We start from the raw sequence: 14,294 nt of genomic DNA, 5'->3' as shown, positions 1-14,294 counted from the left end.
CCGACCTCAGTCAGTGTCGGTCATGGCCCGCTCCAACCGCCCGAACGCCCGCTCCGCCGCCCGGACCGCGTCCTCCCGCACGTCCTCGACCCGCTCCCCCGCCACGATCCGCCGCCAGTTGTCCTGCGCGAGGATCCGCTGTACGGCGATGATCTGGCCGGCCGCCAGCCTGGCCTCCAGGGTGCCGCCGAGGGCCTCGGCGAGCGCGGCCTCCGACCGCTCCAGGTAGGCGTACTGCCGGGCGACCAGGGTGGGGGTGCTGTTGAGCAGGGTGTGGAAGGCGAGCACCTGGGGGTGGTCGTTGAGGCCGGTGATCGGGTCGTTGCGCCCCAGCCCGTCAAGGAAATGCGCCCTCAGTACGGCGACCGGCGACCCGGCCCCCGCGACCAGCCGCGCCGCCTGCGTCTCGTGGTCGGCGATCCGGTGCAGGACCAGGTCCTCCTTGGCCGGGAAGTACCGGAACAGCGTCGGCTTGGAGATCCCGGCCGCGGCGGCCACCTCGGCGACCGACACCGCGTCGAACCCCTTCGCCAGGAACAGCCGCACGGCGATGTCCGACACGTCCTCGTACATCCGCCGCTTCTTGCGCTCACGCAGGCCCATGTCACCCATGCGCCCGAGCCTACGCAGCGCGGGTCAGGCCGACGGGACCTGTCGCCACTGCGGGAGCTTCGCGAGGTTCCACAGATCGTCGAAGTGCTTGGTCCAGGTCGCCACCGCCGCCCCGGCGACGCCCTCCCGGGACCACACGTTCAGGTCGGTCCGGTAGCCCTTGGGGTCGTAGTACTCGTCGCCCAGGTGGTGCAGCCGCATCCGCACGGACAGGTCGTACAGACCGTGCAGCACCTGCTGCCGGTTGAAGATGCAGATCTTGTCGCGCGGGATTCCGGGATACAGCCGGTACTCGCACTCGACACGCACCCGGCCGGCGGCCGTGAGCCGCTCCGCGAGCTCGGAGAGGATGCCGTCGTATTCACGGCACCGCTGCTCCATGCGCTTGCGGAAGTCGGGATCGTCCACGGGCACGTCCTGCTCCCCCACCTTGGAGGGAACCGTCATCGGCTGGCCGAAGTCCGGGACGAGCATGCGGACCAGCACCCTGCGGGTGGGGCCGGGATGGTCGAAGAGGTCTTCGAGGTGGTGGTACAGGGTGCTGTGAAGCGTCTCGCCCGTGTAGCCGAGAAAACTGATCTCGACCCTCCGCGCCTCGAAGGCCTCACTCACGAAGCTGCCCAGCTGACTGGAGTTCACCAGCGCCCGGGTCGGGGCGCGGACCGACGACGTCAGCTCCTTCACCTGGTCGTACAGGACGTAGCCGACCAGGCTCAGCAGGGCGCCGCCGAGAAAGGCCTTGCCCTCCAGGGCGTCCCCGACCGGCTTCACGAACTGGGCCGTGAGGCCGGTGACGAAGATGCCGAGCAGCAGGATGCGGGTCACCACCGGCTCCACTCGCTCCTGAAAGCGCTTCAGCCGCGATATCCCGTCCTCACCCGCCGAACCACCGTTCCGCCCCGACATGCACGCCCCCTCCGCGCAGCGCTGCCCGGCCCCGCGGACCCGTGGGCAAACGGGTATTCGGAGCACTCATGTTCTCTCTAGGCCAGAGCACGAGCAAGATGGGGATTGGCGGTGGCACGGGCCGGCAGGCCCAGGGAGGCGATCGCCGCCGCCAGTGTCATGGCGTACGAGTCCACGGCCCGGCGGACGTTGGGGGCGTCCAGGCTCGCTCCCGTGACCAGCCGGTCCAGGTCCACGTAGGCGGAACGGACGATCTCGATCCACCGGTAGACCCGCCAGTCCTGCTGCCAGGCATGGGTGTAGGCGTCCGGCAGCAGGCGTTCCCAGCGGCGGAACATCCGGTCCCGGATCTCCGGCCGGGTGGGAGTGAGGTGCATGTGCCGCACCAGGTCGTACAGGGGGTCGCCGACGACCGCCATCTCCCAGTCGATGATGGTCAGCGCCATGGCGTCGTCCCGGCGCACCAGGTTCCAGGGGTTCAGGTCACCGTGCAGGAGGATCGGCCTGCGATCGGTCACCTGGTGCCTGGCCAGTATCTGCCGCAGCCGTCCGGCATCCGGCAGGCCGAGTTGCCTGGCGTGTTGTTGCGACTCCTTGGGCAGGTTCTCCACCAGCAGGACGAGCTGTTCGCTCAGATAGCTGTAGAAGCTGTAGCCCGCTTCACCGGCGGCCGGATCGAGTCGGGTGTAGTCGACGTCCTTCAGCGCGCTGAGCTGGTCGACGAGCCGGTCCGCCTCGTGCGGCAGCAGTCCGTGCACCGGGTGGTTCGGGGGCCGGTCGATGTCGAACGGCCCTTCGTAGGTGTGAATGGCAAAGTTGTCTTTCCGGTACTTTCCCGGGTAGCTCTCGCCGAGGGCAAGCACTCTGGGTGCCGCCACCGAAACACCCGAGTTTTCGATGGCTCTGAGCACGGCATGCTCGCTGAGAAAACTGCGTTCGCGACGGAACACCTTTTTCACCTTGCGCCGCACGACGACGGGGAATTCGATCCCGGGAACACGAACCACCGAATTCAGGTGACCGGTTCCCTTGAAAACTCGGCCGGCTGGGGCCGCACCCTCGGCAAGCAGTGCTCCTCGCACCGCCCGATAGGGAAAATCCGGGCGCTCTGGAACACGCCTGTCCGGTTTCCAGTGCGCGGTACCGAAGCTGGAGAAGAGCCCCTTGCGGGCCTTTCCCCGGGAAATCCGCCACCGGAACAGAACGCTCTCGATCTCGGCTTCGCTGGGCAGCTGGCGCAGCCGCAGGGGCGCCTGGGCCGCCTCAAGGGCGCGGCGCACCGCCGACGTGGCCTCGTCGAGGCCCTTCTGGTCGAAGGATTCGTCGAGGGACATCGCGGCCCGCATCACGTCCGGGTAGACGGACTGCGCCTGCTCGAAGGCGACGTAATGGCGCAGGTCCTTACCCACGCCGATGACGGCTGCGGGCCGAGTCCATTCCATGGCTCGCGCCCAGGCCTCGATCACCTCGGACCACTGGTCGGCGGGGTACTGCATGCGCACCAGGTGGGTCGCGAGGTCGTGGAGGGGGTCGCCGTAGGTGGCGAGTTCCCAGTCGACGCAGATGAGTGACGGATGGCCGCCGTAGGTGACGATCAGGTTGTCCCGGTGCAGGTCCGCGTGGAGCAGGCTGTACGGCCGCCGGGCCATCAGCGGTACCCGCTCGGCGAACCGGGTGAGCGCGTCCTCCGGGATGCCCAGCGCCGCGAACAGCCCGCCGAAGGCCTGGAGGTTGGCCCGTCGGATCTGCTGGTCCGCACAGTGCGCCAGCGTCTGGAGAAAGCCCTGGCTGTCCTGACCGTTGCTGGGCCACGAGGCCGGCAGGCCCGGTAGCGTGGCCCGGCGCACCTGGGTCATCTGGGCGAGGAGTTGCGCGATTTCCTCGATGGTCAGGATGTCGACCGGTTTGCCGTTGCCGCAGACGCTGGACAGCGGCACTCCGTCCACATAGCTGTGGATGGCGAAGCCGTTTCCCTCGAAAAGGCATTCCGGAACATGCGGCAGCGCGGCCCTGACGGCCCTGAGGATCTCCGCCTCGTTCTGCCAGGTCCTGATCACCACCGGCAGCGCGTCGTCACGCCGGATGCGCACTGTCGCCGACATGCCGGGCTCACGACGCAGGAGCAGCGCCAGAGGGCCGGTCAGCGGCAGGACGTAGTTCTTGTTGTGGTGCCCGCTGTGCGCCTTGCCGTGTTCCATGGCATGGCCCACAACCTGCTGGTAAAGCGCATGACCTGCGCCGGGTTTGGCGCGTTCCCCAAAGGACATGGAGGGAACAGAAGGTGCGCCCACTGGCCGCTCCGGGATTGCTAGCGCTGGCTGGAAAGTACGGCAAACGGTAAACGCGGCGGACTGTCCGCACGACCAGAGGCGCAATCGAGTAGCCACAACGGGTGGGTTTGGTGCCCCGCTGCGTCAGGTCGTTCTGAGATCGGTGTGCTTGACCTTCTCATACGTAGGAACCGGAGCTGTTGCTCAGATAATGCGGGCATGTTAGCGCACCGCGGTTGCCCCCACCTTGGTCCGCCCAAGAGTTGACAGAAGCGCTACTCGGCGAGCAGGTTCCAAACCGACTCGAACCAGGACCGCATCTTCAGCACGAAGACCGAACCCGGCGAGTCCGGGACGGCGTCCTCGACGTGGTGCGTCAGCATGGCTCCCAGTCCCAGCACGTCGAGCGCGTCGATCTCCTCACCGCTGTCCAGGATGATGGGCCGTTCGATGACCTCATAGAAGCCGTGCAGCGCCTCTGCCTTGTTGATGACGTAGAGCTTGAAGGCCGGAACCAGCCGCACATGCCTGATCTGGACGTCGACGGACGGCACGAACCGCTCGGCCTGCAGGTCCCGCAACGCGGTACGCAGCGATTCCGTGTGCCGGTCGGTGATGGCGCGCAGCCGCTCTCGCAGCCGTGGATCGTCTTTGTCCTGCCTGATCACGGGATACGGCAGGTCGAGATGAGGATCAGGCAGGAGCAAGCGCACGACGATACTCCCGGGGGCGATGGCGCCGGCCCGGATCCGCTCCGCCTGGAGCCGGATGTGGGCGTCGAGGGACTCCGAGGTCAACGTGAAGACGTCCAGGGAGACTTCGGGCTGCTCGAACGCCTCGCTTATCAGCGGCCCCAGCATCATCACCTGCCGTGACCTGCTGGCCCTGGCCGTGGTGGACTGCACCCGCTGTATCTTGACGACCCGCGCCGGGCTGCCCTGGCGGGACTCGATCCACCCCTCGTTGCCGAGTTCGCGTACCACCCGTTGGACGGTGTCACGGGACACCCCGAACTCCTTGGCGAGCTTGCCCTGGGCCGGCAGTTCGGTACCCAGCTGGTACGTCCCGTCCACCATCCGGGTCCGCAGCGCCTCTGAGACCTGCCGGAACGCCTTGCCACCACCGTCACGTGCCTGCCTGGCCGCCATACGGCAAGCGTTCCTCTCCAGGTCCCCTGGCAAACACGATCCGTCAGGCACGAAGTCAGGCGAACCCGCCGGTTAACGGATCAACCTGCCTGGGCATGCCTGATATTGACCGGCAACCAGGCAGGTGGGCCCGGATGCTGCACGGTCGACCAGAGCTTGCAGGGGGCGGGCGCCATGGAGTTACGGGTACTCGGGGTCACGGTGCAGATCGACGACCTTGTGCAACTGGCCGTCTCCGTATCGAGTGTGGTCGGCGTCCTCGCGGCCTGGCGCCGCAGGCGCACCGCCTCCCGGCCGCCCAGCAGCCGCCGGACCCGTCGGCCCCGCCCGGCACCCCCTAGTGCCGCAGTATCTCCAGCAACGGCCACAAGGACCCCACCACATGCTCCGCGCCGGCCTCGGTCAAAAGCTTGGCTTTCCGTGCGTTACGCGCGTAGCCCAGAAACGGGACACCGGCCGTCCGGGCCGCCTGGAAGTCGGTGGGGGAGTCGCCGATCATCAGGGCCGCGCCGGGGGCGGCGCCCATCGCGCTGAGGGCTCGGTTGAGGCAGTGCGGGTCCGGCTTGAGGCGGTGCAGGTCCTGGGTGCGGCCGTAGATGTGCGGGGCGAAGCAGGGGGTCAGGGTGCGGTCGTCGAGGTAGGCGCGGACCACCCGGGGGGAGTTGTTGGTGGTGACCGCCATGCGCGCGCCGCGCGCCCGCCACGTCTGGATGAGGATGTCCGCGAACGCCGTGGGCATCGCCGTCGACGTGGCCCGCAGTTCCTCCTTGGTGAGACGTTCCTCCAGCTCCACGACCAGGTCGCTGCCGGGGTGCCTGCGGTCCACGGCGCGCAGGACGAGGTGCGGGTCGAGGGAGTCCCGCTCCGTCTCGGTGACCAGGCCGTGCAGGCCGCGGACCGCCAGCCAGTCGACCAGTTCGCCGGCCACGCCCGCCGCCGAGTGTCCCGCGAACAGCCGGCAGATCGGCCCGTCGAAGTCCCAGAGGACGACACGGGCGCTTCTGACCAGTTCCGCGATCTCTTCGGTCGTGTTCTTGCTCTTGGCTGCCACCAGTTCAGTCTGCGTCGTATCAGAAGTCACTAAGAGAGTGTCAGGTCCGTCGTGATGGTTTCCCAGAGGGCGTTGAACCACTTCTGCGATTGCTCCACGAACGCGGCGTCCCGTTGGCCGGTCCGCCTCTCGAAGGAGAAGAGGAGGGACTCCGAGCCGACGGCGTCGTACATGTCGAGCAGGCCGTCCTCCGTCTGCTCCTCGCGGCGGGTGACCGTGTAGTACGCGAACAGCGCCTCGGCGTCGTTGAGCAGGTACAGCTTGATCGGCGGGGTGAACGGCAGGGCCCGGAAGGTGACGTTCACGTCGATCTTGTGGGTGGAGCGCAGGCCCTGGAGGTTGTACTGGAGGACGTGGCCCTGGGCGTTGCGCATGCCGAGCCAGCGGTTGTGGACCGTGTCGTCGTCGCCGTCGACCGCCGTCGGGAAGGCGAGGGCGATGTCCCGGCTGGGGAGCAGGACGCGGACGTCGATGCGCTCGGGGCGGATCCGGCCTTCGTGGATCATGCGCAGGGGCTCGGCCAGCGCCGGCAGCAGGCTCTGGGCGGTCAGGCAGGCGGCGTCGATGCGGACGTGCGCGGCGGCGAACGCCTCCGTCATGCGGGGGCCGAGGCCGACCATCGTCGGCTGGGGTTCGTCCAGCGCCGCGGTCCGGGGCTCGGCGATGCGCGGCGGGCTGCCCTTGCCGACGTCGACGAGGTAGCCGTCGTCCTGCAGTACGCGCACGGCCTGGCGCACGGTTCCCCGCTCCACGCCGAACGTCTCGGCCAGTTCGGCCTGGGTGGGCAGGCGGTCGCCGGCCTTGAGGTCGCCCGAGCGGATGCGCTGCCGCAGGGTGTCGGCGATCTCCTGAGGTGTGCTGCCGGCGTTCACTGCCACGTTCTCCTGAGTCACGACCAAACGCTACAACTTTGATCCATCTGGCGGGAGTTGTTTGAAGGTTGTTTATAAGTAGTGGCCAACTGGGGACAACTTAATCAGAGTTGGTCACCAACTTGGTTGAGTTGGCGGAAGCCTTGCTTCCCGACTGATGGGGGGAACCACCATGCCCGCCGCCCTCGCTCTCCTCTCCGCCGTCTTCGTCATCGGCTTCGAGCAGATGGTCCAGTCGAAGTACGGTGCCACTGGCATTATCGGCCTGCTGTTGCTCACCGTGGGCATCAAGGCCAAGAGCCCGGCGTTCAGCTCCGCCGGTGCCGTCCTGCTCGCCCTGATGCTCGCCGGCCCCGCCCTGTAGGTACGGGGGCGGTCCTACGCCGTCAGGTGCAGCTCCGAACTGATCGTCTCCCACAGGGCGTCGAACCACCGTGTGGACTGGTCCACGAACGTGGTGTCCCGCAGCCCCGCGCCCTGTTCGAAGGCGAAGAGCATCGACCGCGTGCCCTCGGCGTCGTACGTCTCCAGGTGCTCGTGGTCGATCTCCCGCTCGTGGCGCCCCAGCGTGTAGTACGCGAACAGCGCCTCCGCCCCGTTGAGCAGGTACAGCTTGACCGGCGGGGTGAAGGGCAGCGCCCGGAAGGTGACGTGCACGTCGATGCCGTGCGTGGCGCGCAGCGCCAGCAGGTTGTGCCGCAGCACCTGGCCCTGTGCGTTGCGCTGGGCCAGCCAGCGGTCGTGCACCGCGTCCCCGGCCGAGGCGTCGGCCACCACCGCCGTCGGGAACGCGAGGTCGATGTTCCGGCTCGGCAGCAGCACCCGGACGTCGATCTTGGCCGGTTCCAGCCGCCCCGCGTGGATGAGCCGCAGCGGCCCGCCGAGCGCGAGGTTGAGCGAGACCGAGGTCAGGCAGAGCGCGTCGATCCTCACGTGCGAGGCCGCGAAGGCCGCCTCTATGCGCGGGGTGAGGGCCACCATGGTCGGCTGCGGCGGCGCCTCCGGGCCCACGGCGAGCCGTACCCGGCCCGGACCCGCGGCCACCGTCGCCGGAGCACCCTTCGACACGTTGGTGAGCAGGTGCTCGGACTGCAGGATGCGCAGCGCCTGCCGCACCGCCCCGCGCTCGACGCCGAACTCGTCGGCCAGCTTGGCCTGCGTGGGCATGCGCTGGCCCGGCCGCAGCTCCCCGGACCTGATCCGGGTGCGCAGCTCGTCGGCCACCTCGTGGTGTGACGCCTGAGGCCGCTGTGACCTCTTCCGTCCATTGACGGAGGCGTGTTCCGGGTCCACGGACAAACAGTACAACTTCCCGCCATCTTTCGGCAGTTCACGGGAAGGTGGTTATGAGTCGCATCCAAGTGGAGATAAGTACTGTGGAGTTGGTCACCAACTCCAGCGACATGGTCATACTTCCTCGACGGTTGGCCATCCGGGTTCCCTTCCGGAGGGGAGCCGGGAGCCCGGTCCACCTGGGCCGGCCGTCGGGGCGCGCGGCCAGCACAGTCACAACTGAACACCGACAACCGAACACAGGCAGACCCGCACAGCCACAACTTCACAGCTCGCTACGGATGAGCAGCACGGCTCAGCACAGTCACAACAGCACAGCCACAACAGCTCAGTCACAAGTGAACACAGGTGATTCAGGCACCGTCCCCGGGAGGAAGGAGCGCCTCAGAAGATGTCCGGGCACCAAGGCCGCCCGGACGCGCGCAACAGGGCGTCGGCCTCCCGGGCGGCGCCCACTCGCTCTTCCTGGACCCGTCCGAGGGCGTGCAACCGCGCCACGGACTGGTCACCGAGCCAGACGCTCGCCAGCTCGGCGATGTCGAGGGCGAGGTCGGGGGCGTCGGTGGTCGGGGTGCAGGACGCCCCATCGGGGGAGGCGTCCAGCCGGAACCGGCCGCCGGCCAGCCCCTGCCGGTCCGCCACCTCCAGGACCAGCGACCCGGCCCTGTCGTACGTCCGCGCCTCCAGGGCCCGTACGACGTCCAGGATCCGCACCCACAGCCAGTCCGCCTGGTTGGCGATCCGCGCGGCGCGCGGGTCGGGAAGGTAGTGCGGCAGCAGGTCGTCCGGCGACCGCCAGCCGCTCTTCACCCTGGTGATCCAGTCGATCGAGCACAGGTAGTGCCACAGCGCGCGCTCGGCCGCCGGGGTGGCGCCGAGCAGCCACTGCACGTCGGCGGTGTCGTACGGCTGCTTGCCCTGCCAGTTGTCGTCCGACTCGTAGGACGCGATGCCCTCCACCTCGCCGGCCGCCGAGCGGTACACCGCGAAGTAGGGCTCCTTCCACTCCTCGTCGAAACGGACCACGCCGGTGCGCAACTGCCACCACAGCTCGCTGCGGCTGACCGCGCCCGGGGTGCTGCGGCGGATGCGTTCGTGCAGGTCGGGGCCGAGCTTGCGGATGTCCTCGCCGTCGACCAGGTCGATCCGGCCGCCGTCCTCGGGGCGCGCCCAGCGCGGGTCCAGGCCGGTCCGCGGGACCTCGACCGTCCACTCCGTCAGCGTGGTCGCCGGGCCGAAGCCGTAGCGGCCGTAGATCCGGTACTCGGCGGCGATCAGGGTCGCGACCACGTCTCCGCGCTCCTTCGCCGCGGCCAGGTCCTGGCTCATCATGCGGGTGAGCAGGCCGCGGCGGCGGTGGGTGGCGGTGACCGTGACGTTGGAGATGGCGTCGGCGGGGACGGTCGCGCCGCCGACCGCGGTCAGCTCCTGGTCGAAGGAGCGGAACGTCGCGACGCAGCGGGGGCCGTCGAAGGCGCCGAGAAGTCTGCCCGGCACGAACTGCCTCCGGCGGGCGTCGAGTTGCTCTGCCGAGAGGGTGGGGCGCTGGAGGAAGCCGGTGGACAGGGCACGGTGCCAGTCGGCGAGTTCGGGTTCGGTTATGGGGCGGACTTCGACGGCGTCAGTCATGACAGCACGGTAGGTGTTGGGTGAGGGTGGTGCCGATTGAATTTCGGGTGCGGGCCGGTGGGGGCTGGTCGCGCAGTTCCTCCCCCAGCCTTCGGCCGGGGCTACCCCCAGCGCCCCCGAACGGTCAGCCTCAGGTCAGCAGATCGTCGACCTGGGCTTCGCCTTCCCGGTAGCGCCTCGTGATCTCCCCGCTCGAATCGTCCGCCGTCCGCTGCAGGCGCTGCCTTCGCCGCGACACCTCCTGCTCGTAGCCGACCAGGCGGCCCATCGCCGCCGTCAGCTCCGTGTCCGTGCGGGCCTGGAGGTCGGAGAGTTCGACCTCGGCCAGCATGTCGGCCGCCAGCCTGCCGTACTCCTCGTTGTGCGGGGTGCCGAGGGTGACGTGGCGGGCGGAGGAGCGGTGGCGGGCCGGGGCGTCCGTGAGGATCTCCGGGAGCCGGTCCACCACGGCGGCCGCGCCCGCCGGGGAGCGGCGGGCCAGTTCCGCGCGCAGGATGTCGATACGGCCCTGGAGCAGCCGCCGTACGTAGCTCAGGTCGGCCTCGTCGCGCTGCGCGTCCCGGCGCAGGACGCGCAGTTCGGGCAGGCTCAGGCGGGCCAGGTCGTGCTCCGGCGGCTCCGCCGGCAGCGGGATGTCCTCGCCGCGCTGTGCGGGCGGCCGGGGCAGGCTCTGCACGCTCTGCGTGCCCTGCGTCTTCAGTCGCCCGGTGCTCGGTGTGCTCATACGTCTCAACCGTCCCCTCGACCGGCTTGTGGAAGCATGGTGCCACCCCAAGTGGCCGCAATGTGACCGAGTGCCCCCGAACGGCCCTAGTTGGGACGTTAAGGATCCAAAATAGGCCCTTGCGAGGCGCATGTGGGCACCGGGCATGATGGTGCGCATGCGAGCGGTGGTACAGCGGGTGGACGGCGCGAGCGTCGTCGTGGACGGCGAGACGGTGGGCGCGATCGAGGGCGAGGGCCTGTGCGTGCTCGTCGGGGTGACCCACGAGGACACCAAGGAGAAGGCGGCCCAACTCGCCAGGAAACTCTGGTCGATCCGCATGCTGGCGGACGAGAGGTCGTGCAGTGACGTCGACGCGCCGCTGCTCGTGATCAGTCAGTTCACGCTGTACGGCGACGCCCGCAAGGGGCGGCGGCCGACCTGGAACGCGGCGGCGCCCGGCGAGGTGGCGGAGCCGCTGGTGGACGAAGTGGTCGCGCAGCTGCGGTCGCTGGGGGCGACCGTGGCGACCGGGCGGTTCGGGGCTCAGATGCGGGTGTCGCTGACGAACGACGGCCCGTTCACCGTCCTGCTGGAGATGTGAGCAGCGGAGAAGGAACCCGCGGCGGCCCTACGGCTCGACGATCACTTCCTGCGCCGCGGCCGTCTCCCCCGCGACCAGCCGGGCGTCCGCCGGGACGTTGCGCTTGACCAACGCCAGGGCCACCGGGCCCAGTTCGAAGTGGCGTACCGACGTCGTCACGAAGCCGATCTTCCGACCGTCCTCGCCCTCGTCGGCCACCCGGATCTCGGTCCCGTGCGGCGGCAGGTGCACCTCGCTGCCGTCCAGGTGGAGGAAGACCAGGCGGCGCGGCGGCTTGCCGAGGTTCTGCACCCGGGCCACGGTCTCCTGGCCGCGGTAGCAGCCCTTCTGGAGGTGGACCGCGGTGCGGATCCAGCCCAGCTCGTGCGGGATGGTCCGGTGGTCGGTCTCGAAACCGAGCCGGGGCCGGTGGTGCTCGACGCGCAGCGCCTCGTAGGCGAGCAGCCCGGCGGCCGGGCCCGCCTTCCCGGCGTACGCCTCCAGGTCGGCGCGGGGCAGGAAGAGGTCACGGCCGTACGCCGTCTCGCGCACGACGACACCCTCCGGGGCCTCGGCGATGGAGCCGGCGGGCAGGTGGACGACCGCGAAGTCGGCGGTCCGGTCGGCGACCTCCACCCGGTAGAAGAACTTCATCGACTCCAGGTAGGCGACCAGCGCCTCCTGGGTGCCCGGCTCGACGTGGGCCCAGACGGTCGTGCCGTCGTCGACCAGGTACAGCGCGTGCTCGATGTGGCCGTGCGCGGAGAGGATCAGCGCCTCGGTGGCCTCGCCGGCCGGCAGCTCGCTGACGTGCTGGGTGAGGAGCAGGTGCAGCCAGCTCAGCCGGTCCTCGCCGGTGACGGCCACGACCCCCCGGTGGGAGAGGTCGACGAAACCGGCGCCGTCGGCGAGGGCGCGCTGCTCGCGGAACAGGTCGCCGTAGTGCGCGGCGACGCCTTCGTCCACGCCCTCGGCGGATACCGCGCCGGGCAGGGACAGCAGGGGGCTCTTCATATGCATAAGCCTACGACTCGGTAATTGAACTCTGGACGGACGCGGACGCGGCGGATGCCGCCTTGGCTCTCTTCAGCGTGCAGTCCTTGCAACGCCCGAAGATCGCGAAGTGTTTCATGTCCGTCTCGAAGCCGAAGTCGCGCCGCAGCTTGGCGGTGAACTCCGCGGCCACCGCCACGTCCGCCTCGATCACGTTCTCGCAGTCGCGGCAGACCAGGTGGATGTGGTGGTGCCGGTCGGCGAGGTGGTACGTCGGCGCACCGTGCCCGAGATGGGCGTGGCTGACCAGCCCCAGCTCCTCCAGGAGCTCCAGGGTCCGGTAGACCGTCGAGATGTTGACCCCCGACGCGGTCTTCCTCACTTCACCGAGGATGTCGTCGGGGGTCGCGTGCTCAAGGGTGTCCACTGCTTCGAGCACGAGTTGCCGCTGCGGCGTCAGCCGGTAGCCGCGCTGCCTGAGGTCGCTCTTCCAGTCGGTGCTCACCACACCGAAAGTCTAGAACTACTTCCGAAATCCAGTACTACTTGAAGAACGCGATGCCGTCGTCCGGCATGTCGTCGGGGAGGGCCTTGGCCCAGCGCTCGACGTCCTCCGGGGTGACGACCTTCTTCAGGTGCGCCGACATGTAGGGGCGCAGCTCGACCTCGGGGGTCTGCTTCTCGCCGACCCACATCAGGTCGCTCTTGACGTAGCCGTAGAGGCGCTTGCCACCGCTGTACGGGGCGGAGGCGGCGGTCCGGGCGACGGCGTCGGTGACCAGGTCGATCTGGGGCTTCTGGTCGGCCATCTCGCCGTACCAGATCTCGATCACGCCGTCGTCGCGGACCATCGTGACCTCGACCTTGCGGTGGGCGTCGATGCGCCAGAAGCCGGACTCCGACTCCAGCGGGCGGACCTTGTTCCCGTCGTGGTCCAGCACCCAGGTGTGGGAGTGGTACTCCAGGAAGTCCCGTCCGTCGTGGCTGAAGGTGACCTCCTGGCCGAAGTTGCACTTCTCGGAGCCCGGGAAGTCGTGGACACCGGCGCCGGCCCAGCTGCCGAGCAGAAAGGCGAGCGGGACCAGGTCCCTGTGCAGGTCGGACGGAATCTCGATCATGGGTGGTGGTTCCTAGACTCGGGCTCGGACTCGGTTCAGCGCTGGCCCTGGTACAGCTTCTTCACGGCCAGCCAGGCGAAGGCGAGGACGCCGACGCAGACCAGGACCAGCAGGGTTTCGAAGAAGGCTTCCACGGGTGCTCCTTGAGCGAGGGCGGGCGTACGTACAAGAGCCGGGCCCCAGCTTACGCGGCCCGGGCCCGGCGCTCTTGGCGAGGTGTACCCCTGCGGGGTCAGTCCAGCAGCTCGCTCTGCAGGGTCACCGTCTGCTCGAAGGGGACGGCGGGCGCGCTGCCCTTCCGGGACTGGATGATCACGCCGACGGTGTCGCCGGAGGCCAGGTAGGCCTGCCGGGCCTGCCGGGCGCCGTAGGGCTTGAGCTCCGTGTAGGGCGCCAGCAGGACGTGCTCGATCCTGGCCGGGTCCGGGAACTTCCCGTCGAGTTCGTACTGGTCGCCGTCGCGCAGCGCGTAGGTCGGCGCGGCCTGGCTCATGAGCTTCCCGTTGAGGATCGCCTCCGCGACGGCGGCCGTGTCGAACTGCAGCAGGTAGATCCGGGTGTGCGTGCCGTCGGGGGTGGTCCAGCCGCGGGCCGCGATGTGCCGCAGGCCGTTGTCGACGAGCGTCTGGCGCAGCTCGTCGCGGTCGTCCGCGGTGGCGAACTCGGCGAGGAAGCCCTTCGTCGGCAGCCAGCCGTCCGTGCCCTTGAGCGCGGCGTCGGCGGTGGCGCCCTCCGGCGCCGGAAGGACCAGTTTCCGCAGGTCGGCGTAGTGGGTTCCGGCCGGGTTGCGGGTGTCGTCGTTCGGACCGGGGCTGCCGGAGGGCAGCGGGGGCTTCACGAGGACGGGGTACGTCCAGCGGCCGTCGGAGTGCGTGGCGAGACCGGGTACGTCGGTGCGGTCGAGCCGCGTGATGCCGTACGCCGTGCCGGTCCCGACGACGCCGAAGACGGCGACGGCGGCGACCCAGCGGAGCGTCGCCCGCAACAGCCGCCGGTCCTTCTTCACGGGCTGCGCGACGTCCGCGACCGGCACCGGGGCCGCGTCGGTGTCCGCGACCGGCACCGGGGCCGCGTCGGTGTCCGCGACCGGCACCGGGGCCGCGTCGGTGTCCGCGT

At 69.3% G+C, this 14,294-nt stretch carries 15 protein-coding genes; 2 read left to right on the top strand and 13 right to left on the bottom strand.

Annotated features, from left to right (window positions below):
- Positions 1 to 6 precede the first annotated feature (6 nt).
- The 6 genes from ACZ4UV_RS33525 to ACZ4UV_RS33500 all read right to left on the bottom strand — a co-directional run bounded on the left by ACZ4UV_RS33525 (position 7) and on the right by ACZ4UV_RS33500 (position 6,886).
- Complete coding sequence (locus tag ACZ4UV_RS33525; RefSeq protein WP_467843082.1) at positions 7 to 612, bottom strand: TetR/AcrR family transcriptional regulator; 606 nt, start codon at positions 610 to 612, stop codon at positions 7 to 9.
- 24 nt (positions 613 to 636) lie between these two features.
- Entirely contained in the window at positions 637 to 1,437 is an 801-nt protein-coding gene (locus ACZ4UV_RS33520; protein WP_467843079.1) for a hypothetical protein, read from the bottom strand.
- Between the two features lie 158 nt (positions 1,438 to 1,595).
- Positions 1,596 to 3,785 (bottom strand): aminoglycoside phosphotransferase family protein, encoded by a 2,190-nt coding sequence (locus tag ACZ4UV_RS33515; protein ID WP_451018956.1) that lies wholly within the window; start codon positions 3,783 to 3,785, stop codon positions 1,596 to 1,598.
- Positions 3,786 to 4,063: 278 nt separating this feature from the next.
- Positions 4,064 to 4,936 (bottom strand): winged helix-turn-helix domain-containing protein, encoded by an 873-nt coding sequence (locus ACZ4UV_RS33510; protein ID WP_451018943.1) that lies wholly within the window; start codon positions 4,934 to 4,936, stop codon positions 4,064 to 4,066.
- 337 nt (positions 4,937 to 5,273) lie between these two features.
- Positions 5,274 to 5,987, bottom strand: coding sequence for an HAD family hydrolase (locus tag ACZ4UV_RS33505; RefSeq protein ID WP_451018942.1), 714 nt, complete (start codon positions 5,985 to 5,987; stop codon positions 5,274 to 5,276).
- Between the two features lie 29 nt (positions 5,988 to 6,016).
- Positions 6,017 to 6,886: a FadR/GntR family transcriptional regulator gene (locus ACZ4UV_RS33500; RefSeq protein WP_451018941.1), complete on the bottom strand. Its 870-nt coding sequence runs from the start codon at positions 6,884 to 6,886 to the stop codon at positions 6,017 to 6,019.
- 145 nt (positions 6,887 to 7,031) lie between these two features.
- On the opposite strand from ACZ4UV_RS33500, the gene ACZ4UV_RS33495 reads away from it, so the two are divergent.
- Entirely contained in the window at positions 7,032 to 7,223 is a 192-nt protein-coding gene (locus ACZ4UV_RS33495) for a hypothetical protein (RefSeq protein ID WP_093501330.1), read from the top strand.
- Between the two features lie 14 nt (positions 7,224 to 7,237).
- Here ACZ4UV_RS33495 and ACZ4UV_RS33490 read toward each other — a convergent pair whose 3' ends face one another.
- The 3 genes from ACZ4UV_RS33490 to ACZ4UV_RS33480 all read right to left on the bottom strand — a co-directional run bounded on the left by ACZ4UV_RS33490 (position 7,238) and on the right by ACZ4UV_RS33480 (position 10,505).
- On the bottom strand, positions 7,238 to 8,158 hold the full coding sequence (locus tag ACZ4UV_RS33490; RefSeq protein WP_390042272.1) for a winged helix-turn-helix domain-containing protein: 921 nt from the start codon (positions 8,156 to 8,158) through the stop codon (positions 7,238 to 7,240).
- Positions 8,159 to 8,536: 378 nt separating this feature from the next.
- A complete protein-coding gene (locus ACZ4UV_RS33485; protein WP_390042274.1) occupies positions 8,537 to 9,781 on the bottom strand; it encodes a GNAT family N-acetyltransferase in 1,245 nt (414 codons plus the stop codon).
- 130 nt (positions 9,782 to 9,911) lie between these two features.
- Positions 9,912 to 10,505 (bottom strand): RsiG family protein, encoded by a 594-nt coding sequence (locus ACZ4UV_RS33480; RefSeq protein ID WP_390042276.1) that lies wholly within the window; start codon positions 10,503 to 10,505, stop codon positions 9,912 to 9,914.
- 157 nt (positions 10,506 to 10,662) lie between these two features.
- Here ACZ4UV_RS33480 and dtd point away from each other — a divergent pair, with 157 nt between their 5' ends.
- Complete coding sequence (gene dtd / locus ACZ4UV_RS33475) at positions 10,663 to 11,088, top strand: D-aminoacyl-tRNA deacylase (RefSeq protein WP_294005195.1); 426 nt, start codon at positions 10,663 to 10,665, stop codon at positions 11,086 to 11,088.
- Positions 11,089 to 11,115: 27 nt separating this feature from the next.
- On the opposite strand, the gene ygfZ is transcribed toward dtd, so the two are convergent.
- The 4 genes from ygfZ to ACZ4UV_RS33455 all read right to left on the bottom strand — a co-directional run bounded on the left by ygfZ (position 11,116) and on the right by ACZ4UV_RS33455 (position 14,271).
- Positions 11,116 to 12,081: a CAF17-like 4Fe-4S cluster assembly/insertion protein YgfZ gene (gene ygfZ / locus ACZ4UV_RS33470; protein WP_451022501.1), complete on the bottom strand. Its 966-nt coding sequence runs from the start codon at positions 12,079 to 12,081 to the stop codon at positions 11,116 to 11,118.
- A gap of 10 nt (positions 12,082 to 12,091) precedes the next feature.
- Entirely contained in the window at positions 12,092 to 12,568 is a 477-nt protein-coding gene (locus ACZ4UV_RS33465) for a Fur family transcriptional regulator (protein WP_351703365.1), read from the bottom strand.
- A gap of 34 nt (positions 12,569 to 12,602) precedes the next feature.
- Entirely contained in the window at positions 12,603 to 13,178 is a 576-nt protein-coding gene (locus ACZ4UV_RS33460) for a heme-binding beta-barrel domain-containing protein (protein ID WP_390042280.1), read from the bottom strand.
- 232 nt (positions 13,179 to 13,410) lie between these two features.
- Positions 13,411 to 14,271 (bottom strand): hypothetical protein, encoded by an 861-nt coding sequence (locus ACZ4UV_RS33455; protein WP_467843857.1) that lies wholly within the window; start codon positions 14,269 to 14,271, stop codon positions 13,411 to 13,413.
- Positions 14,272 to 14,294 lie beyond the last annotated feature (23 nt).

The organism is Streptomyces sp. NPDC028289, assembly GCF_055565975.1.
This window is presented reverse-complemented; position numbering and strand designations above follow the sequence as displayed.

Excerpts from the sequence above, each read along its gene's own strand:
- ACZ4UV_RS33480 (WP_390042276.1), bottom strand. The coding sequence starts at position 10,505 with ATGAGCACACCGAGCACCGGGCGACTGAAGACGCAGGGCACGCAGAGC.
- ACZ4UV_RS33495 (WP_093501330.1), top strand. The coding sequence starts at position 7,032 with ATGCCCGCCGCCCTCGCTCTCCTCTCCGCCGTCTTCGTCATCGGCTTC.
- ACZ4UV_RS33485 (WP_390042274.1), bottom strand. The coding sequence starts at position 9,781 with ATGACTGACGCCGTCGAAGTCCGCCCCATAACCGAACCCGAACTCGCC.
- ACZ4UV_RS33515 (WP_451018956.1), bottom strand. The coding sequence starts at position 3,785 with ATGTCCTTTGGGGAACGCGCCAAACCCGGCGCAGGTCATGCGCTTTAC.
- dtd (WP_294005195.1), top strand. The coding sequence starts at position 10,663 with ATGCGAGCGGTGGTACAGCGGGTGGACGGCGCGAGCGTCGTCGTGGAC.
- ACZ4UV_RS33525 (WP_467843082.1), bottom strand. The coding sequence starts at position 612 with ATGGGTGACATGGGCCTGCGTGAGCGCAAGAAGCGGCGGATGTACGAG.
- ygfZ (WP_451022501.1), bottom strand. The coding sequence starts at position 12,081 with ATGAAGAGCCCCCTGCTGTCCCTGCCCGGCGCGGTATCCGCCGAGGGC.
- ACZ4UV_RS33510 (WP_451018943.1), bottom strand. The coding sequence starts at position 4,936 with ATGGCGGCCAGGCAGGCACGTGACGGTGGTGGCAAGGCGTTCCGGCAG.
- ACZ4UV_RS33460 (WP_390042280.1), bottom strand. The coding sequence starts at position 13,178 with ATGATCGAGATTCCGTCCGACCTGCACAGGGACCTGGTCCCGCTCGCC.